Genomic DNA, 19738 nt, shown 5'->3' on the forward strand with positions numbered 1-19738 from the left:
ACCCTGGCCCGGACCCAGGCCCGGACAGCTCACGCCGACAGGTCGGCCGCTCGTACGTGGTCGAAGACGTCGTCCCCGTCTGCTCCGGTGAGCAGGTACGCCTGGGCCTCGCCCACGTGGAAGTACATGCCGTGCAGCTCCAGCGCCCCTTCCCGCAGGGCCCGGGTTACCGACTCGTGGGCGCGCAGATGCTCCAGCTGTTGGACCACGTTGGTCAGGCAGAGCTGTTCCACCGCGTCGGCGGGTGTCCGAAGGGCCAGCCGGGCCCACGGCCGGCTGCCCTCGGACATGCGCTGCAGACTGGGCAGCCCGTGTCGCAGCCACCGCGTGAGCGGGGTCTGGGCGCCCTCAGGTTCGGCGTTGAGGAGCGCCTGCATGGCCCCGCACCCGGAGTGCCCGCACACCGTGATGGAGCGCACCTGCAGCACCTCCACCGCGTACTCGATCGCGGCAGCCACCGAGTCGTCCCCGCTCTCCTGGCCGGGCAGCGGAACGAGGTTGCCCACGTTGCGCACCACGAACAGATCACCGGGACCACTGGAAGTGATCATCGAGGTGACCAGCCGTGAGTCGGCGCAGGTGAGGAACAGCTGGGAGGGCCGCTGCCCCTCGCGCGCCAGCCGGGCCAGCTCACCCCGCACGAGCGGTGCCGTGTGACGCTGGAACGCGCTGATGCCACGCGCCAGTTCGTGCCCGCTCGGCACACCGGACGCGCCCGCCGCTCCCGGCTGTCCGTCGGAGGCCGGTGCGGCCGTGGACTGCGGGCCGTCGCACTGGTGGTTGCGCCAGGGCGTCCACGGGCTGCAACGGCAGCCCGCGGTGCCGGAAGCCGCCCCGGCGTTCGTGTCCCCGGCCGGGTGGTCGGCCGCGCTCCCGGGCTCGCCGATCCGGATCCCGGCGCGGCGACCGGTGAGTTCGACGGAGCCGCCCTGTGCGGTGTGCGTCTTCTGCCAGTCCTGCAGGGCCTCGTATGTCGCGTGGTCCATGAACGAACCGTCCAACTCCACGACGGCATGGGTGCCCTGGGGCACAAGATGCAGGGATCGGCTGAGCCGGGGCACCGCCAGGAACGTCAACTGGCCGCGTACATGGACGTGATGGACCCCCTCCTTCTCGTCGTGCGTGATGCGGGTGCGGGTGAGGCGGTGCAGGGCGACCGCTACGGCGACGGCGATGCCGAGCGACACGCCCTCCAGGACACCCAGCAGGACGACACCGAGTGTGGTGACGGCGTACACCAGCACTTCTCGGTGGCGCGTCACCGTGCGGATGTGGTGGAGGGACACCATCTGGATGCCGACGGCCATCACCAGGGTGGCGAGCGAGGAGAGCGGGATGAGCTCCAGGATCGGGACCATCAGCAGCGCGGCGACTACTACGAGAACGCCGTGCAGCATCGTGGAGTTCCGGCTGACGGCACCGGCCCGGACATTCGACGAACTGCGTACGGCCACACCGGCGACGGGCAGCCCGCCGAGCGAACCGGAGACGATGTTGGCGGCGCCCTGGCCGAGCAACTCGCGGTCCAGACGGGAGCGTCCGACACGGGCGGAAAGGCCCGGCCGGCCGGCCACCAGCTTGTCCACGGCGACCGCGCCGAGCAGCGACTGAACGCTGCATACCAACGTGGTGGTGAGGACGGCGGCGACCAGACCGACTGCCGGGCCCTCGGGAAGTCCGGCCAGGGCGTGGCTGCTCCAGGACGGCAGGTCGACCTTGGGCAGGGTCAGTCCGGCGAGCGAGGCGGTCACGGTGGCCCCGGCGACGGCGACGAGCGCGGCGGGAAGCTTGCGCAGCAGACGCCCCGCCCGGCCGGGAATCCGCGGCCAGAGCAGCAGCAGGGTCAGGGTCAGCGCGCTCACCGACACCGCGGCCGGGTGCAGGCCCGCCAACTGGGCCGGCAGGGCACGGAGGTTGTCGAGGACGGCGCTCTGCGGGGTGCCGCCGAGGACGATGCGCAGCTGGGCAACGGCGATGGTGACACCGATGCCGGCGAGCATGCCGTGCACGATGGCGGGGCTGACGGCGAGCGCCGTGCGGGCCACGCGCAGGCAGCCGAGGGCCAGTTGCGCGAGACCGGCCAGAACGGTGATGGCGCAGGTCGTCCGCCAGCCGTAGCGGTGGATGAGGTCGGCGGTGACGACGGTGAGTCCGGCGGCGGGCCCGCTGACCTGGAGCGGGGAGCCGCCGAGCCGTCCGGCGACGAGACCGCCGACCGCGGCGGCGACGAGGCCGGCCTGGAGCGGCGCGCCGGTGGCGAGTGCGATGCCGAGGGACAGGGGGAGGGCGATCAGGAAGACCGCGATGGAAGCCGACACATCGGCTCCCGCGATACGGAAGCGGCGGGGCTCGGTCGGCGGGGGGCTGTGGGGCGGGTGGACGTGCTGGGCCCGACTCGGGTCGGTGGTGCGGGTGGGGACGCAGGCTGACATGTTCCCGTCTCCTCCGGGGCAGCGCGGTCGCGGAATGGCGGCCGTGGGTCACGGCGTACAGCGGCGGGATGGATCAACTCTCGGTAAATGAATCGTAATGCAAAGTAAAGCCTCAGCATGGACTTTACCGGCAAATGGGCGATCAAGTCACTCCGATGAGTGAACTGAGCTTTTTATCGGCTTGTCGTATTAATTCATTCCCGGTCCCATGCGACCTTGGCGGCGCATTACCCGCACACGCCGTCATCGGCGTCGTCCGAGAGAAGGAAGAAGGTGGGCGGACATGGCCGCCACCCAGAGGGTCATCGCGGGCACCGTGGCTGCCGCGGCGTGCGCCGTGTCGCTCGCCGGCTGCTCGATCGGTGCCGACGGTGCCGAGGCAGGGGCCCTGGGCCCGCAGAAGGCGAAGCCGGCTGAGGCGCCGGCCAAGAGCGTGGTCCGTCTGATCGGCGACGGCTCCACCGCGTACACCGGAGCGCAGCCGCACCTGCGCAGCCCCGAACGCCTCAAGCCGGGCCAGAAGCCCCCGCAGTTCGTGGTCTTCTCCTGGGACGGCGCGGGTGAGGACGGCCAGAAGCTGTTCTCCCACTTCCGCAAGGTCGCCAAGGCGAACAACGCGACGATGACGTACTTCCTGAGCGGCGTGTACATGCTGCCGGAGGACAAGCGTGACCTCTACCGGCCACCGCAGCACTCTCCGGGCCGCTCGGACATCGGCTTCAACGACGAGCAGGGCATCGCCGACACCGTGAAGCAGCTGCGTCTGGCGTGGCTGGAGGGCAACGAGATCGGCACCCACTTCAACGGCCACTTCTGCGGCAGCGGCGGCGGGGTCGGCGAGTGGACGGTCGAAGATTGGAAGGACGAGATCGCCCAGGCGAAGGAGTTCGTGAAGTCCTGGAAGACCAACAGCGGCATGAAGAACGCCTCCTCGCTGCCCTTCGACTACGACAAGGAACTCGTCGGCGCCCGCACACCCTGCCTGGAGGGCCAGGAGAACTTCATGAGGGCGGCCGGTGAACTGGGCTTCCGCTATGACAGCAGCGGCGTCAACGACCAGGTCTGGCCGAGGAAGAGGGAGGGTCTGTGGGACCTGTCGATGCAGCTCGTGCCCTTCCCTGGACACTCCTACGAGCAGCTCACCATGGACTACAACTTCATGGTCAACCAGTCCGGCACCAAGACCCAGGGCAACCCCGCCAAGTACGACTTCTGGGGTGACCAGATGCGCGACGGCCTGCTCACGGGCTTCCGTCGGGCCTACGACGGCAACCGCGCGCCCCTGATCATCGGCAACCACTTCGAGTCCTGGAACGGCGGCACCTACATGCGAGCCGTCCAGGACGTCGTCGAGGAAGTCTGCAACAAGCCGGACGTGCGCTGTGTGTCCTTCCGGCAGCTCGCCGACTGGCTGGACGCCCAGGATCCGAAGACCCTGCACAAGCTGCGTGACCTGGCCGTCGGTGAGGCCCCGAAGCAGGGCTGGGAGTCCCTCCTGTCGGGACGCCCGGCCCCGGCCCCGAAGGGTGTGCCCGGGACGCCGACGGCCAAGCGGTAGCCGAGGCTGACCGGTGGCTCCGGTAGTCCCGGCAGCCCCGGCAGTCCCGGTAGTCCCGGTAGTCCCGGTAGTCCCGGTAGTCCCGGTAGTCCCGGCAGTCCCGGCAGTCCCGGTCAGGCGGGGGCGGTGACGCCCTCACCGAGCACGAAGGAGGGGTCGACCTGTGCCGCCAGGTCGGCTCCGGTGCGCTCGTTGCCCCAGGACTGGGCGTTCTTCAGGTGGAAGTGCACCATCTGGCGCATGTAGCGCTCCCGGTCACGCGATGCGTACGTCGCGTCGGCGGTCGTCCCCAGCCGGTGCAGGGCGCGGCGGTTGGCGTCCTCCAGGAGCTCGAACCGGGGCGGGCGGCCCTTCTCCAGTGCACGCACCCAGTCGGAGTGTCCGACCGTCACGAGCAGGTCGTCCCCGACCTCGGCGCGGAGGAAGTCGAGGTCGTCCTGCCCTTGCACCTTGTTGCCGACGACCTTCAGGGCGACGCCGAAGTCGCGGGCGTACTCCTTGTACTGGCGATAGACGGAGACCCCCTTCCGGGTCGGCTCGGCGACGAGGAACGTGATGTCGAAACGGGTGAACATGCCGGAGGCGAAGGAGTCCGAGCCGGCTGTCATGTCGACCACGACGTACTCGTCGGGGCCGTCCACCAGGTGGTTCAGGTACAGCTCCACCGCTCCCGTCTTGGAGTGGTAGCAGGCGACCCCCAGGTCGGCGTCCGTGAAGGGGCCCGTGACCATCAAACGGACGGCGCCACCGTCGAGTTCCACCGGCCGGGCGCAGGCGTCGTACACCGGGTTGTCCTCGCGCACCCGCAGCAGCCGGGATCCCTCGCCGGGCGGGGTCGTCTTGATCATCGTGTCGGCGGAGGCGATGCGGGGGTTCGAGCCGCGCAGGTAGTCCTTGATCAGCGGCAGCCGCTCGCCCATCGCGGGCAGCGCGGCCGCCTCCGCCTCGTGCAGACCGAGGGCCGGACCCAGGTGCTGGTTGATGTCGGCGTCGACGGCGACGACCGGCGCGCCGACGGCCGCGAGGTGTCGGACGAAGAGGGAGGACAGCGTGGTCTTGCCGCTGCCGCCCTTCCCGACGAAAGCAATTTTCATGTTCACCAAGCGTAGTGGTGTCATGGCTGTACGTGGCAGGTGCGCGTGAAGAAGACCACTCCTTCGTGGGGTGTGCGCCCGGGCTGCGTAGGGTTCGTACTTATGAGTACGACAGGCGCGAACGCCGATCCGCTCGCGGCCCTGGGCTCTCTGCCCGGTGTGGCCGAGTCCGTGGAATCCGTCCGCAAGTCCGTGGACCGGGTCTACGGACACCGCGTCATGCGGCGTCGCAGCAACGAGATCACTTCCGAGGCGGCCCTGCGCGGCGCTCGCGGCTCGGGGGCGCTGTCCGGTGCGGACTGGGCCCTTGAGGAAGTGCGTCGGCGCTCCGACTTCAGCGGCGACGAAGAGGCGCGCGTCATCGGTGCGGCCCTGCGGCTGACCGCCGAGGCGGGCCAACTGCTGTCCGTCTGGCGGCAGTCGCCGCTGCGGGTGCTGGCCCGGCTGCACCTGGTGGCGGCCGCGACCAGCGGTGACGAGGTCGGGCGTCCGCGTCAGGAGGGCGAGCCGGTCGACGAGCCGCTCATCGAACTGCCGCTGCCCAGCGCGGCGGAGGTCTCCGGCCGCCTCGAAGGGCTCGCCGAACTGATCATCGCGGGCAGTTCGGCCCCCGCGCTGGTCACGGCAGCCGTGGTGCACGGGGAACTCCTCGCCCTACGGCCCTTCGCTTCCCGCAACGGCCTCATCGCGCGCGCGGCCGAGCGCATCGTCCTGGTCGGCAGCGGGCTGGACCCCAAGTCCGTCTGTCCGGCGGAGGTGGGTCACGCCGAACTGGGCCGCGCGTCCTGTCTGGCGGCCCTGGACGGCTACGTCTCCGGTACCCCCGAGGGCATGGCCGCCTGGATCGGCCACTGCGGCCGGGCGATCGAGCTGGGCGCACGCGAGTCCACGGCGGTGTGTGAGGCGTTGCAGCGCGGGGCGGCGTAGCGAACCTCGCGTAGCGACCTCGGCGCGGGAAGACTCGCACCGGGAGCTTGGCGCTGGGCGGAGTCGTGGGTTCCGGAAAAGGGTTGCGGCGGTACGAGGATTCGTACCGCCGCTGGCATGTTCACCGGGGTACCAAGCGTCCTCGAAATATTGCCCATCAGGTCGGGAACGTTGCCCGTCTCCTGGTGCGGCTGGCCCGTAATCGACGGGTCGACGTCGCGTGGGTGCCCGGTGTTCATGCTCGGTCCGTGGGGCCAAATGCGTTTCTAAGGTGATCCTCTCGGATGTCCTTGGTCTCGCGGGCCGTTAACCCCTTTGTACTCCAGGATCAGAGTAAGCGGAAGCCCTGCTTGCACTTCTTTGCTTTTGGGGTAAATGGGGTCCAGGCGGGCGTCGGGATGTCGGATCCGCCCCGTTCCGTGGCGAAGGGGCAGGTCAGGCGGGAGCCGAGCGGTGGCGGTTCGCGTACCAGACGAGGCCCGCGGTGGCCGCCGCGGCACCTATGGCGGCGAACGCGACGAGCGCTGGGCGGGGCGGTACGGAGAACGCGGGGATCCGCTGCTTGAGTCGAACAGGCCGATGGAAATCGAGAATCGGCCACCCGCGCCCGAGGGCCTCGCGGCGCAGCGCACGGTCCGGGTTCACGGCATGGGGGTGGCCGACGACCTCCAGCATCGGCAGGTCGGTCGCCGAGTCGCTGTAGGCGTAGCAGCGCTCGAGGTCGTAACCCTCGGACTGGGCCAGCTCCTTGACCGCCTCGGCCTTGGTCGGGCCGTACGCGTAGTACTCCACCTCGCCGGTGAAGCAGCCGTCCTCGCCCACCACCATGCGGGTCGCCACCACGCGGTCCGCGCCGAGCAGTTCACCGATCGGCTCGACCACCTCGGCGCCCGACGTGGACACGATCACGACGTCCCGGCCGGCCGTGTGGTGCTCCTCGATGAGGGAAGCAGCCTCGTCGTAGATGATCGGGTCGATGAGGTCGTGCAGGGTCTCGGCGACGATCTCCTTGACCTGCTGGACGTTCCAGCCGCGCACGAGCGCGGACAGGTACTCGCGGGTGCGCTCCATCTGGTCGTGGTCCAAGCCGCCCACGAGGAAGACGAACTGGGCGTAGGCCGTGCGCAAGGCGGCCCTGCGGTTGATCAGCCCCCCTTGGTAGAACGACTTGCTGAAGGTGAGCGTGCTCGACTTCGCAATGACCGTCTTGTCCAGGTCAAAGAAGGCCGCTGTGCGGGGCAACGAGTGGTTTTCCACAAGCCCGAGCATAGGCGCAGCCCATTCGGCGTAAGGTCGGCGTGTGGGTTTGCCTGAGAGGGCTGTCGGGTACACCATGGAAGTCACGGATCGTTCGCGACCGTGCTAACGCGGCCCGACTCCTCCCCCCCCCGAGTCGGCCGTGAAGGCGACCCCCGCTCTCCCCCCCGGCGGGGGTCGTCGCATGTCCGGACGGGTTTTTCGTCTTCTCTCCTTTTCTCCCCCTGGCCATGAGGCCGGACCGAGGCGGCTGCGGCCGCCTCTTTCGCATGCCCATGATCCGTCACCGTGTGTAGCTGACGCGGTGCTCTGAGGAAGTTGCACCGGGGGTGGCGCACGGGTCACCGGTATGGCTGAAGGCGATATCCACAACCACCGAGTTGTCCACAGTTTTCCACCAAGATCCACACGAATTCCGGGATCACTGCACCTTGATTCCAACGCGTCCCGCTCGCGCCGAGTTCATGGCCGGATCCGGTGGGACGGGCGGGTTCGGCCGGTTCGTATCGGCCGTTCACATGGAGGCCGCTTGCCGGTTCTCCACACGTTTGGGAATCGCGGAGCCGTAGGGGCTGCGCGACAGAGGTGGCTCCCGGGTCCTCGACGGTCGCGGGAGACGCAGTGAAGGGGGATGGAGACCGTGGCCGCAGCCGTCACACATGATCCACCGCCCACCGCCGGAGGGCGGCAGGGCAAACCGTTGATCGTCACGGAGGACGCCGATCTTCTCGATGACCTGCTGCGCCTGTGCGCGGCGGCCGGTGCCACACCGGAGGTCCATCACGGGGTACCGGGGGGCCGAGGCGGCTGGGAGTCCGCGCCACTGGTCCTGGTCGGCGACGACGCCGTACGGCGGGTGCGTGGGGCCGCCCGCAGAAACGGCGTGGTGCTGGTCGGCCGCGACCAGGACGACTCCGGGGTCTGGCGGCGGGCCGTCGAGATCGGCGCCGATCACGTCCTGATGCTGCCCGACGGCGAGCAGTGGCTGGTCGACCGCATCGCCGACGTGGCCGAAGGGGTCGGCCGGCCCGCCCTCACCGTCGGCGTCATCGGCGGCCGGGGCGGGGCGGGAGCGTCCACGCTCGCGTGCGCCCTCGCCGTCACCTCCGCGCGTGAGGGACTGCGCACGCTCCTGGTGGACGCCGATCCGCTGGGCGGCGGACTCGACGTCCTCCTCGGAGGCGAGACGGCCGAGGGGCTGCGCTGGCCCGCGTTCGCCGCCTCACGCGGGCGGGTCGGCGGCGGCGCCCTGGAGGAGTCGCTGCCCGAACTGCACTCGCTACGGGTGCTCAGCTGGGACCGCGGTGACTGCGTCGCCGTTCCGCCTCCGGCAGTACGGGCGGTGCTCGCCGCGGCCCGGCGCAGGGGCGGCACGGTAGTCGTGGATCTGCCCCGCCGTATGGACAACGGGGTCGCCGAGGTCCTCGCCCAGCTCGACATGGGGCTCCTCGTGGTTCCCGCCGAACTGCGGGCCGTCGCTGCGGCCGGACGGGTGACTGCCGCCGTCGGCATGGTCCTGCACGACCTCAGGGTCGCCGTACGCGGCCCGTACGCCCCCGGACTCGACGACCGCGAGGTGGCCCGACTGCTGGGGCTCCCCCTGGCCGGAGAGGTGCCGGTGGAGTCCCAGCTGCTGCGCCCGCACGGAGGCAGGACGCCTCCCGGCGCGGCCGGACGGGGGCCGCTGGCCCGCTTCTGCAAGGAGTTCTGGGAGCGGGTATTGCTGGAAACGGGGGCGGCATGAGTACGCCGCTGGAGCTTGCGGAAGGTCGTGGGGCTTCCTGGGCGGGGTCGCTCGGCGGCGCGCGGGGGGCGGTGCCCTCGGGGTTGTCGGATGGTGCGCGGGGGGCAGGGCCGTCGGGGTTGTCGGATGGTGCGCGGCAGTCGATTCCGCTGGGGTCGCGGGGTGACGTGCGGGGGGCGATGCCCTTGGGGTTGCACGGTGGCGTGCCCGGGGCGATGCCGCCGGGGTTGCACGATGGCGTGCCCAGGCCGACGCCGCCGGGGCTGCTCGACGGTGTCCGGCAGTGGCTTGCCGAAAGTGGGGGCGAACCGACGCCCGCGCGCGTGGCGCAGGCGCTGCGTGAGCAGGGGCGGGTGCTCGGGGACGCCGAAGTGCTGGGCGCGGCCGAGCAGTTGCGTTCCGAGCTGATCGGCAGCGGGCCGCTGGAACCACTGCTCGCGGACCCGTCGGTGACCGATGTGCTGGTGTCCGCCCCGGACCGGGTCTGGGTGGACCGGGGCGGCGGACTGGAGCTGACCGCCGTCTCCTTCCCGGACGCCGCCGCCGTGCGACGGCTTGCGCAGCGTCTGGCCGCGGTGGCCGGACGCCGGCTCGACGATGCACGGCCCTGGGTGGATGCCCGGCTGCCTGATGGGACCCGGCTGCACGCGGTGCTGTCCCCGGTGGCCGTCGGCTGTGCCTGTCTGTCCCTGCGGGTCGTACGGCCACGCGCGTTCACACTCGACGAGCTGGTGGCGGCGGGCACGGTGCCACCGGGCGGGGACCTGGTGCTGCGTGCGCTGATCGAGGCGCGGCTGTCCTTCCTCATCAGCGGCGGTACGGGCAGCGGGAAGACGACTTTGCTGAGCGCCCTGTTGGGGCGCGTGGGCCCGGACGAGCGGATCGTGCTCGCCGAGGACTCCGCGGAGCTCAGGCCGGACCATCCGCACGTCGTACGGCTGGAGAGCCGCCCCGCCAACCAGGAGGGCGCCGGACTCGTCACCCTTCAGGACCTGGTGCGACAGACGCTGCGGATGCGGCCGGACCGGCTGGTCGTGGGTGAGGTGCGCGGGCCCGAAGTGGTCCATCTGCTGGCCGCGTTGAACACCGGCCACGCCGGTTGCGGAACGGTGCACGCGAACGCGGCGGCCGACGTGCCGGCCCGGCTGGAGGCGCTGGGCACGGCTGCGGGTCTGGACCGGGCTGCCCTGCACAGTCAGGTGGCGGCTGCCCTGTCGGTCGTCCTCCACCTCGTCCGCGACCGGGCCGGACGACGCCGGATCGCCGAGGTACATGTGCTGGAACGGGACCCGTCGGGCCTGGTGCGGACGGTGCCTGCGCTGCGGTGGGGCGCGGAGGCCTTCGCGTACGAGCGGGGGTGGGAGCGGCTGCGTGGGTTGCTTCGCTCCGAGGCTTTTGGAGAAGGGGCGGGGCGGTGATCGGGCGCGTGAGGTGCTGGTGGGGGTGGCGTGGTGATCAGGGTGAGGGTGATGTCGACGGGGGTGGCGTGGTGATCGGGGTGAGGGTGATGTCGACGGGGGCGGCGTGGTGACCGGGAGGAGTGCGGTGTCTGTAGTGGCGGCTGCAGGGTGTGTGGGGGCGGCTGTGTGGCTGTTGGTTGGGCGGCACTGCGGGGCGCGGCGAGCGCAGTTGTTGCTTGCCAGTGGGGCAGTGGTGGGGGGCGGGCCGCCCTCCTGGCGGCAACGGGCGGTCGAGCTGCGGCGGATCCGTGAGCGGCTGCGGGCCGAGTGGTGGTCGGCGGTCGGCGGGCTGACGCTGGCGGTGCTGGGTGTCTCGGTGTTGCCGGCCGTCGCGGGGCTGGCCGGGGTGCCCCTGCTCCGGCGGATCCGGCTGGTCAGGGAGGAGAGGCGCGCCCGGGAGCGACGGGGAGACGCGGTGATCGCGCTGTGCGGGGCGCTCGCCGGGGAGGTCCGCTCGGGGCGTCAGCCGGGTGAGGCGCTGTTGCGGGCCGCCCACGACTCCGGTGGGCTCGGTGACAGGCAGGCGGCGGTGCTGGCGGCGGCACGGTTCGGCGGAGACGTTCCGGACGCGCTCGCGTCGGCGGCCCGGCAACCGGGTGCCGAGGGGCTGCGGGGGCTGGCCGCGTGCTGGCGGGTGGCCGTGGACCAGGGCGCCGGTCTCGCGGCCGGACTTGACCGGCTCGAAGCGGCATTGCGTGCCGATCGAGACCAACGAGCGGACCTGCGCGCCCAGCTGGCCGGTGCCCGGTCGACAGCGATGATGCTCGCCGGTCTGCCCGCCCTGGGTCTCCTCCTCGGCGCCGCTCTCGGGGCTGACCCCCTCCATGTGCTGCTGCACACCGGGGCCGGCCTGGGGTGCCTGTTCGTCGGGGCTGTGCTGGAGGGACTGGGGATGTGGTGGGCGACCCGGATCGTGCGGGGAGCGGAGGCGACGTGAGCGCGGAAGTTGTCCACAGGTTGGGGGTTGTCATGGGGGCGGCACTCGCCCTGGAGTGCCTGCTGCGGTGGGCGGGGGCGTTACGGCGCGAACGACGGATGCGCCGACGGCTGACTGCGATGCTGCCCGTCGCCCAGGAGACCTCCGTCGGATCACGTTTCGACGTGCGGGAGTTCGCACGGCGCTGGCTTCCGGCGACGGGCATGGCGTGCGCCGCGTGGCTGCTGGTCGGCGGTGTGGTTGGTGCCGTGGCCGGGCTGGTTGTGGGAGCCGGGCTGTGGTGGTGGCGTCGTCGGCAGGTGTCCGGGACCGTTGCCGGCGCCGGTACCAGGTTGGTTGTCGCCGGTACCGGGCCGGACGCCGACATCCGGGCGGCGGCACGACAACTACCGCTAGCTGCTGATCTGTTGGCGGCCTGCATCGCGGCGGGTGCTGGGCCGGTGATCGCGGCGCAGGCCGTGGGCGAGGCTCTCGGCGGTCCGGTCGGGGAGGTGTTGGGGCGTGGCGCGGCGGAGGTACGGCTCGGCGGTGAACCGGGCGAGGCCTGGAGACGGCTCGCCGGGATGCCGGGCGCGGGCGCCCTGGCGCGGCTGTTGGAACGGGCCGATGTCTCCGGGCTTCCTGCGGCTGCACCGGTCGCCAGGCTCGCCGCCGACGCCCGCGCAGACTGGACGCGCACCGCCACGGCACGGGCACGCCGGGCGGGAGTGCTGGTCACCGCGCCGGTCGGGCTGTGTTTCCTGCCCGCGTTCATCACGGTCGGCGTCCTGCCCGTGGTGATCGGGCTGGCGGGCGGGGCTCTGGGAGGGGGTGGTGAGTGACGGGACATGGGAGTGCCGGCGGGCAGCCGGCGACGAGCAGCAAGCAGCGGTCAGAGCCAAGAGGCGGCAGTTAGCGATCGTAGGCGGACAGCGGACAGCGGACAGCGGACAGCAGACAGCAGACAACAGACAACAGACAACAGACAACAGACAACGAAGCGGATCCTCACGGGGGTTGAGATGTGCAAGGTGGTACGGGCGCGGCTGCGTGTCCTGGTGTGCAGGGCGCGTGCGGCGCGGAGCGACGCGGGAATGGTCACGTCGGAGTACGCGATGGGCATCGTGGCGGCGGTGGCGTTCGCGGTGGTTCTCTACAAGGTGCTTTCCAGCGGAGAGGTCAGTGCGGAGTTGCAAGGCATCGTGAAGCGGGCTCTCGATGCACGGATGTGAGCAGGAGCCGGACAGGAAGGCGACGAGCACGTCGACGAGCGGGTCGACGAAGGCATCGACGAATAAGTCCGCCAGGGGCTCGGACCATGGGTTCGTCACCGCAGAGGCGGCCGTGGTGCTGCCCGTGCTGGTGATGTTCGCGATGGCGCTGGTGTGGGCGCTGCTGGTCGTGGCCGCGCAGATCCAGTGCGTGGACGCGGCCCGCACCGGCGCCCGCGCGGCGGCCCGCCAGGACCCGGCCGACGCGGTCGTCGAGGTGGCCCGAGGAGCGGCACCGCGAGACGCGAAGATCACGGTCAGCAGGCAGGGCGATCAGGTCCGTGTCTCTGTCGTGGCGGAGCCGCCGGTACTGCGCGGCCTGCCCTTCGAAGTACGGGAGGAGGCCGTGGCATCGGTGGAGGGGACCGCGGGGGAGGGGAGGTGAACGGCGGCTGCTCGGACCGCCTTCGAGCGGCGGTCCGGCATACGGCTGACAAGCCTGCGGCGGCTTGTCGTGCGGTTGCCCGGCATACGGCGGTCCGGCGGTTGGTCGGCCGCAGCGGGGACCGGGGCTCCGCCACCGTCTGGAGCCTCGCCGGGATCGCCGTCCTGTGTGTCGTGTTCGGTGTGGTGTTGGCCATGGGGCAGGCCATGGTGGCCCGGCACCGCGCCGCCGGCAGCGCGGATCTCGCGGCCCTCGCGGCGGCGGACCACTGGGCGGACGGCGGCACGGCGGCCTGCGCCCGGGCCGGCCGCGTGGCGCGGGCCCAGAGCGCGCGGCTGGTGCGGTGCGTGCTCGTGGGCGAGATCTCGGACGTGACGGCGGCGTCCGGACAGGGGCCGTTCGAGGCGGAGGTCAGGGCGCGGGCCGGCCCCGCGGAGCAGGACCAGGGCCAGGACCAGGGCCAGGCGCAGGAGCATGCGCAGGACCAGGCCTCGGAGCCGGTTCCGGTTCCGGTGGCGCCCCCTGCGGATGCATCACGGCCGCCCCCTCCTTCCGCTCCGCCGGCGCCTCCCGCAACAGCACGGTGAGCAGCCGTACCGCACCCTTCTTGTGCAGCGGATCGTTGCCGTTGCCGCACTTGGGGGACTGGACGCATGAGGGGCAGCCGGCCTCGCACTCGCAGGAGGCGATGGCCTGGCGGGTGGCGGTGAGCCAGGCCCGGGCGGTGTGGAAGGCGCGCTCCGCGAAGCCCGCGCCGCCGGGGTGGCCGTCGTAGACGAAGACGGTCGGCAGGAGCGTGTCGGGGTGCAGGGGGATCGACACGCCGCCGATGTCCCAGCGGTCGCAGGTCGCGAAGAGGGGCAGCATGCCGATCGACGCGTGCTCGGCGGCGTGCAGGGCGCCGCCGAGGATCTCCGGGTTGATCCGGGCCTCGTCCAGCTGGTCCTCGGTGACCGTCCACCACACCGCGCGCGTGCGCAGCGTACGAGGAGGGAGGTCGAGTTTCGTCTCGCCGAGTACTTCACCGGTGATGAGCCGTCGACGCAGGAAGGAGACCACTTGGTTGGTGACCTCGACGGAGCCGTAGCACAGGCGTCCGTCGCCCCAGGGGACCTCGGTGTCGGTCTCCAGGACGGAGATGGACGTGGTGTCGCGGGCGACCGTCGCGTACGGAGGGTTGGCCTGCTCGACCAGAGCGACCGAGTCCTCCAGGGACAGGGAGCGGACGAGGTAGGTGCGGCCCTGGTGCAGGTGGACCGCGCCCTCGTGCACGGTCGAGTGCGCGGCGCCCTCGTCGACCGTGCCCAGCAGGCGGCCCGTCCCGGCCTCGACGACCTGGACCGGTCGGCCGCCTTCGCCGCGGATGTCGGTGAGGTCGGCGGCCCGCTCCCGGCGGGTCCAGTGCCAGGCCTTCGTACGGCGACGCAGCAGCTTCGCGGCCTCCAACTGCGGAAGCAGGTCCTCGCACGCCGGACCGAACAGCTCCAGGTCCTCGTCCGTCAACGGGAGTTCCGCGGCGGCCGCGCACAGGTGCGGGGCGAGGACGTAGGGGTTGTCGGGATCGAGGACGGTGGACTCCACCGGCTGGTCGAACAGGGCCTCGGGGTGGTGGACGAGGAAAGTGTCCAGGGGATCGTCGCGGGCGACCAGGATGGCGAGGGCGCCCTGGCCGGAGCGGCCGGCGCGGCCCGCCTGCTGCCACAGGGAAGCCCGCGTGCCGGGGTAGCCGGCGATCAGCACGGCGTCGAGGCCGGAGACGTCGATGCCGAGTTCCAGGGCTGTCGTCGCGGCGAGCCCGAGAAGCTCGCCGGAGTGGAGCGCCTGTTCGAGGGCGCGGCGCTCCTCGGGGAGGTAACCGCCGCGGTACGCCGCGACACGCCGGGCCAGGGAGCGGTCGACCTGGGCAAGACGTTCCTGGGCGATCACCGCGATCAGCTCGGCGCCACGCCGGGAGCGTACGAAGGCGACCGTACGGATGCCCTGGACGGCGAGGTCGGTCAGCAGGTCGGCCGTCTCGGCGGTGGCCGTGCGGCGGACCGGTGCGCCCTTCTCGCCCTGCATCTCCGTGAGCGGGGGCTCCCAGAGGGCGAACACCAGTTCGCCTCGTGGGGAGGCGTCGTCGGCGACCTCGACCACGGGGAGGCCGGTGAGGCGGCCGGCGGCCACCGAGGGCTCCGCGGCGGTCGCCGAGGCCAGCAGGAACACGGGAGAGGCGCCGTAGCGGGCGCAGAGGCGGCGCAGGCGACGCAGTACCTGGGCGACGTGCGAGCCGAACACGCCCCGGTAGGTGTGGCACTCGTCGATGACGACGTACTTCAGGGACCGCAGGAAGGAGGACCAGCGGGGGTGGGACGGGAGTATGCCCCGGTGCAGCATGTCCGGGTTGGTCAGCACGTAGTTGGCGTACTGACGGACCCATTCGCGTTCTTCCACCGGCGTGTCGCCGTCGTAGACCGCGGGGCGGACCGAATGGCCCAAGGATTGTGAAAATTCCTTCACCGATCGGCACTGATCCGCTGCGAGCGCCTTCGTGGGGGCCAGGTAGAGGGCGGTGGCGCCGCGCCCGTTCGGGGCCTCGGAGCCGTCCAGGAGGGTCGACATGACCGGCACGAGGTAGGCCAGGGACTTGCCGGAGGCCGTCCCGGTGGCGACGACCACCGACTCGCCGTCCAGGGCGTGCTCGGCCGCACGGGCCTGGTGGGCCCAGGGATGCGCGATGCCGCAGGCCTGCACGGCGGCGATGACCTCGGAACGGATCCGATCCGGCCAGATGGCATGCCGGCCCTCGCGAGGGGGCAAGTGCTCCGTATGAGTGATGCGCGAAGCCCGGCTCGGCCCCGCGGCGAGCCGGTCCAGGATGGTGCCCGGCGGGAGCCGGGAGGCGGGCTGCGCCGAGGGTCGATCGGATCGGTGATTCTTGGCCATCGGCACCGAGTGTGTCACTGGCGTGACGGACAATGGGACCAAGGCGTCGTACACGCCTGCCGGTAAGTGATTGAATGCCATCGCGGCTGGCGAACCGTTCTGGGGGCCTCAAGCCGAGGTGTCCCGACGGGCGACCGCTCGATAGCAAGGTGCTGGAGGATCCGTGGACCTGTCCCTGTCGACCGAGACCATCGGCGATCGCACGATCGTCAGGGTCGGTGGCGAAATCGACGTATATACCGCGCCCAAGCTGCGCGAGCAGCTGGTCGAGCTGGTGAATGACGGCAGTTTCCACCTTGTCGTCGACATGGAGGGCGTGGACTTCCTCGACTCCACCGGTCTCGGCGTGCTGGTCGGCGGACTGAAGCGGGTGCGGGCTCATGAGGGCTCGCTGCGCCTGGTCTGCAACCAGGAGCGCATTCTCAAGATTTTCCGTATCACCGGCCTCACCAAGGTGTTCCCGATCCACACCTCGGTCGAGGAAGCGGTGGCGGCGACCGACTGACCACCGGACCGGGCGCGGCACAAGTGACCGCGCCCGGGACGGCCGACGTTGAAACCCGGGTCCGGGCTGTTGGCAGCCCGGACCCACCGCACGCCCGTAGTTCCGAGGGGGATGCATGGCCACCGTTGAACTCCGCTTCAGCGCGCTGCCCGAGCACGTCAGGACCGCCCGACTGGTGGCGGCAGCGGTGGCGCGCAGGTCCGGGGTGGACGAGGCCGTTCTCGACGAGGTCAGACTCGCCGTCGGCGAGGCCTGCTCCCGTGCCGTCGGACTGCACCAGAACGGCGGTATCACGGCGCCGGTCAAGGTGCTGCTGATCGAGGAGGAGAAACAGTTCTCCATCGAGGTCGGCGACGAGGCGCCGCACCACGCTCCCGGTGACCGGGCGTCCGGTGCCGTCGGCGAGGATCTCGACGCCGAGGCGGAGGAGGACGAGATGGGCCTCGCGGTCATCAGCGGCCTCGTCGACGACGTGGAGGTCACCGCCGGAGAAAACGGCGGCTCGATCCGTATGACCTGGCCGACCGTCCTGCCCGACGCGGTGCTTCCCTGACACCACACGTCAGCCGACGTCACTGACGCACCTCGAATCTCTTCGGAGGGCCCTGCTGAGCAGGGCCCTCCGCTGTTTTTTCAAGAGCGTTCCGAATTCGTGAAGCAATTCACGAGCAATTTCCGATCATTGGATCGGCTGAAAATGCTTTCGGCGCATTACCGGGGTGTTGGCAGGGTGCAGCAGATTCCGGTTGCCGCATACTGTTTTGATCAGGAACAGATCTCTAGAATCCGTCCACATCTTGAGCTCAGCCCAAGCGTCAAGGAGGACGAATGGCGGGGCTTTCTTCCCCAGATCAGCTGGACCACTCAACCGCCCTCGCGGCAGCGGTCCTGACCGACAGCAATCGAGTCCTGGTGTCGGTCATCGGCGCCGTGGCCCTCGCCGCCCTCGTGGTGGCGGGCGTCCTGGTGCGCCAGGTACTCGCGGCGGGCGAGGGAACCGACAGCATGAAGGAGATCGCAACCGCGATCCAGGAGGGCGCGAACGCCTATCTGGCCCGCCAGTTGCGCACGCTCGGCGTATTCGCCGTCGTCGTGTTCTTCCTGCTCATGCTGCTGCCCGCGGACGACTGGAATCAGCGTGCCGGACGGTCGGTGTTCTTCTTGATCGGCGCGGCGTTCTCGGCGGTCACCGGCTATATCGGTATGTGGCTCGCCGTACGGAGCAATGTGCGCGTCGCGGCCGCCGCGCGCGAGGCCACCCCGGCGGAGGGCGAACCGGAAAAGGATCTCACTGCCGTCTCTCACAAAGCCATGAAGATCGCTTTCCGTACGGGCGGCGTCGTCGGCATGTTCACGGTGGGGCTCGGCCTGCTGGGTGCCTCCTGTGTGGTGCTGGTGTACGCGGCCGACGCGCCGAAGGTCCTCGAGGGCTTCGGTCTCGGCGCGGCCCTCATCGCCATGTTCATGAGGGTCGGCGGCGGCATCTTCACCAAGGCCGCCGATGTCGGCGCCGACCTGGTCGGCAAGGTCGAGCAGGGCATTCCGGAGGACGACCCGCGCAATGCCGCGACCATCGCCGACAACGTGGGCGACAACGTCGGCGACTGCGCGGGCATGGCGGCCGACCTCTTCGAGTCGTACGCCGTGACCCTGGTCGCCGCGCTGATCCTCGGCAAGGCGGCCTTCGGCGACGCCGGGCTCGCGTTCCCGCTGCTCGTCCCCGCGATCGGTGTGATCACCGCGATGATCGGCATCTTCGCCGTGGCCCCGCGGCGCACCGACCGCAGTGGCATGTCCGCTATCAACCGCGGCTTCTTCATCTCCGCGGTGATCTCCCTGGTGTTGGTGGCGGTGGCCGTCTTCGTCTACCTCCCCGGCACGTACGCCGACCTCGACGGCGTCACCGACGCGGCGGTCCAGGGCCGGGGCGGCGACCCGCGGATCTTCGCGCTGGTCGCGGTGGCGATCGGCATCCTGCTCGCGGCCGTGATCCAGCAGCTGACGGGCTACTTCACCGAGACCAGCCGCCGCCCCGTCAAGGACATCGGCAAGTCCGCACTGACCGGCCCGGCCACCGTCGTCCTCGCCGGCATCTCGGTCGGCCTCGAATCGGCCGTCTATACCGCCCTGCTGATCGGCCTCGGCGTCTACGGGGCTTTCCTGCTCGGCGGTACGTCCATCACGCTGGCGCTGTTCGCGGTGGCGCTGGCCGGCACCGGCCTGCTCACCACGGTCGGCGTGATCGTCGCCATGGACACCTTCGGGCCGGTCTCCGACAACGCCCAGGGCATCGCCGAGATGTCCGGCGACGTCCAAGGGGCCGGCGCCCAGGTGCTCACCAACCTGGACGCGGTCGGCAACACCACCAAGGCCATCACCAAGGGCATCGCCATCGCCACCGCGGTCCTGGCGGCGTCGGCGCTCTTCGGGTCGTACCGCGACGCCATCACCACCGGCGCGCAGGACGTGGGAGAGAAGCTGTCCGGTGAGGGCGCGCCGATGAGCCTGATGATGGACATCTCCCAGCCCAACAACCTCGTCGGCCTCATCGCCGGCGCGGCGGTCGTCTTCCTCTTCTCGGGGCTGGCGATCAACGCCGTGTCGCGGTCGGCGGGTTCCGTGGTCTACGAGGTGCGGCGGCAGTTCCGCGAGCATCCCGGGATCATGGACTACAGCGAGAAACCGGAGTACGGCAAGGTCGTCGACATCTGCACCAGGGACGCCCTGCGCGAACTCACCACGCCCGGGCTGCTCGCCGTGCTGGCGCCCGTCTTCATCGGGTTCACACTCGGCGTCGGCGCTCTCGGCTCGTTCCTGGCGGGCGCGATCGGGACGGGCACACTGATGGCGGTGTTCCTCGCCAACTCCGGTGGCGCGTGGGACAACGCCAAGAAACTCGTCGAGGACGGCCACCACGGCGGCAAGGGCAGCGAGGCCCACGCCGCCACGGTGATCGGCGACACGGTCGGCGATCCCTTCAAGGACACCGCCGGCCCGGCGATCAACCCCCTGCTGAAGGTGATGAACCTGGTGGCGCTGCTCATCGCACCGGCGGTCATCAAGTTCGGCTACGGCGAGGACAAGAGCATCGGCGTACGGATCGTGGTCGCGGTCCTGGCGTTCCTGGTGATCGCGGGCGCGGTCTATGTCTCCAAGCGGCGCGGGATCGCCGTGGGTGACGAAGACAGCGCCGATCAGGAGTCCAAGTCGGCTGATCCGGCGGTGGTTTCCTAGCAGGGCCGGCCGGGGCCCAGATCACAGGGC

The 19738-nt window shown here is 70.8% G+C and carries 15 protein-coding genes and 1 pseudogene; 12 read left to right on the forward strand and 4 right to left on the reverse strand.

The genetic code is table 11. The features are described 5' to 3' along the window. Positions 1–29 precede the first annotated feature (29 nt). Entirely contained in the window at positions 30–2432 is a 2403-nt protein-coding gene (locus tag M2271_RS10500; protein WP_280886856.1) for a SulP family inorganic anion transporter, read from the reverse strand. 283 nt (positions 2433–2715) lie between these two features. Here M2271_RS10500 and M2271_RS10505 point away from each other — a divergent pair, with 283 nt between their 5' ends. Continuing rightward, positions 2716–3990, forward strand: a complete 1275-nt coding sequence (locus M2271_RS10505; protein WP_280886857.1) for a hypothetical protein — start codon at positions 2716–2718, stop codon at positions 3988–3990. Positions 3991–4103: 113 nt separating this feature from the next. On the opposite strand, the gene M2271_RS10510 is transcribed toward M2271_RS10505, so the two are convergent. Beyond that, positions 4104–5084: an ATP-binding protein gene (locus M2271_RS10510; protein WP_280886858.1), complete on the reverse strand. Its 981-nt coding sequence runs from the start codon at positions 5082–5084 to the stop codon at positions 4104–4106. Positions 5085–5186: 102 nt separating this feature from the next. On the opposite strand from M2271_RS10510, the gene M2271_RS10515 reads away from it, so the two are divergent. Continuing rightward, positions 5187–6011 (forward strand): Fic family protein, encoded by an 825-nt coding sequence (locus M2271_RS10515; RefSeq protein WP_280886859.1) that lies wholly within the window; start codon positions 5187–5189, stop codon positions 6009–6011. Positions 6012–6446: 435 nt separating this feature from the next. Here the strand turns inward: M2271_RS10515 and M2271_RS10520 are convergent, their stop codons facing one another. After that, complete coding sequence (locus tag M2271_RS10520) at positions 6447–7280, reverse strand: HAD-IB family hydrolase (RefSeq protein ID WP_280886860.1); 834 nt, start codon at positions 7278–7280, stop codon at positions 6447–6449. Between the two features lie 619 nt (positions 7281–7899). Here M2271_RS10520 and ssd point away from each other — a divergent pair. From ssd to M2271_RS42485, 7 genes and pseudogenes are all read left to right on the forward strand, one after another. Then, entirely contained in the window at positions 7900–9012 is a 1113-nt protein-coding gene (gene ssd, locus M2271_RS10525; protein WP_280886861.1) for a septum site-determining protein Ssd, read from the forward strand. 215 nt (positions 9013–9227) lie between these two features. Beyond that, positions 9228–10430: a TadA family conjugal transfer-associated ATPase gene (locus tag M2271_RS10530; protein ID WP_280887033.1), complete on the forward strand. Its 1203-nt coding sequence runs from the start codon at positions 9228–9230 to the stop codon at positions 10428–10430. Positions 10431–10539: 109 nt separating this feature from the next. Next, positions 10540–11409, forward strand: a complete 870-nt coding sequence (locus M2271_RS10535) for a type II secretion system F family protein (protein WP_280886862.1) — start codon at positions 10540–10542, stop codon at positions 11407–11409. Then, on the forward strand, positions 11406–12230 hold the full coding sequence (locus M2271_RS10540; RefSeq protein ID WP_280886863.1) for a type II secretion system F family protein: 825 nt from the start codon (positions 11406–11408) through the stop codon (positions 12228–12230). The genes M2271_RS10535 and M2271_RS10540 overlap by 4 nt, the downstream gene beginning before the upstream one ends. A gap of 180 nt (positions 12231–12410) precedes the next feature. Beyond that, the gene (locus M2271_RS10545) at positions 12411–12620 is read left to right on the forward strand and encodes a DUF4244 domain-containing protein (RefSeq protein ID WP_280886864.1); all 210 of its coding nucleotides are present in this window, start codon (positions 12411–12413) and stop codon (positions 12618–12620) included. Further along, entirely contained in the window at positions 12607–13044 is a 438-nt protein-coding gene (locus tag M2271_RS10550; RefSeq protein WP_280886865.1) for a TadE family type IV pilus minor pilin, read from the forward strand. The genes M2271_RS10545 and M2271_RS10550 overlap by 14 nt, the downstream gene beginning before the upstream one ends. Before the next feature lie 101 nt (positions 13045–13145). After that, positions 13146–13478, forward strand: a pseudogene (locus M2271_RS42485) (Rv3654c family TadE-like protein); the annotation flags it as partial. Here M2271_RS42485 and M2271_RS10560 read toward each other — a convergent pair. Further along, a complete protein-coding gene (locus M2271_RS10560; RefSeq protein ID WP_280886866.1) occupies positions 13456–16050 on the reverse strand; it encodes a DEAD/DEAH box helicase in 2595 nt (864 codons plus the stop codon). The pseudogene M2271_RS42485 and the gene M2271_RS10560 sit on opposite strands and share 23 nt — an antisense overlap. 82 nt (positions 16051–16132) lie before the next feature. On the opposite strand from M2271_RS10560, the gene bldG reads away from it, so the two are divergent. The 3 genes from bldG (at position 16133) to M2271_RS10575 (ending at position 19708) form a co-directional block, all read left to right on the forward strand. Further along, positions 16133–16474, forward strand: a complete 342-nt coding sequence (bldG, locus tag M2271_RS10565; protein WP_024885807.1) for an anti-sigma factor antagonist BldG — start codon at positions 16133–16135, stop codon at positions 16472–16474. A gap of 115 nt (positions 16475–16589) precedes the next feature. Further along, positions 16590–17027, forward strand: coding sequence for an ATP-binding protein (locus M2271_RS10570; protein ID WP_280886867.1), 438 nt, complete (start codon positions 16590–16592; stop codon positions 17025–17027). Positions 17028–17302: 275 nt separating this feature from the next. After that, positions 17303–19708, forward strand: coding sequence for a sodium-translocating pyrophosphatase (locus M2271_RS10575; RefSeq protein WP_280886868.1), 2406 nt, complete (start codon positions 17303–17305; stop codon positions 19706–19708). Positions 19709–19738: the final 30 nt, after the last annotated feature.

Origin of the sequence: Streptomyces sp. LBL, assembly GCF_029893585.1 — a bacterium.
Classification (GTDB): domain Bacteria; phylum Actinomycetota; class Actinomycetes; order Streptomycetales; family Streptomycetaceae; genus Streptomyces.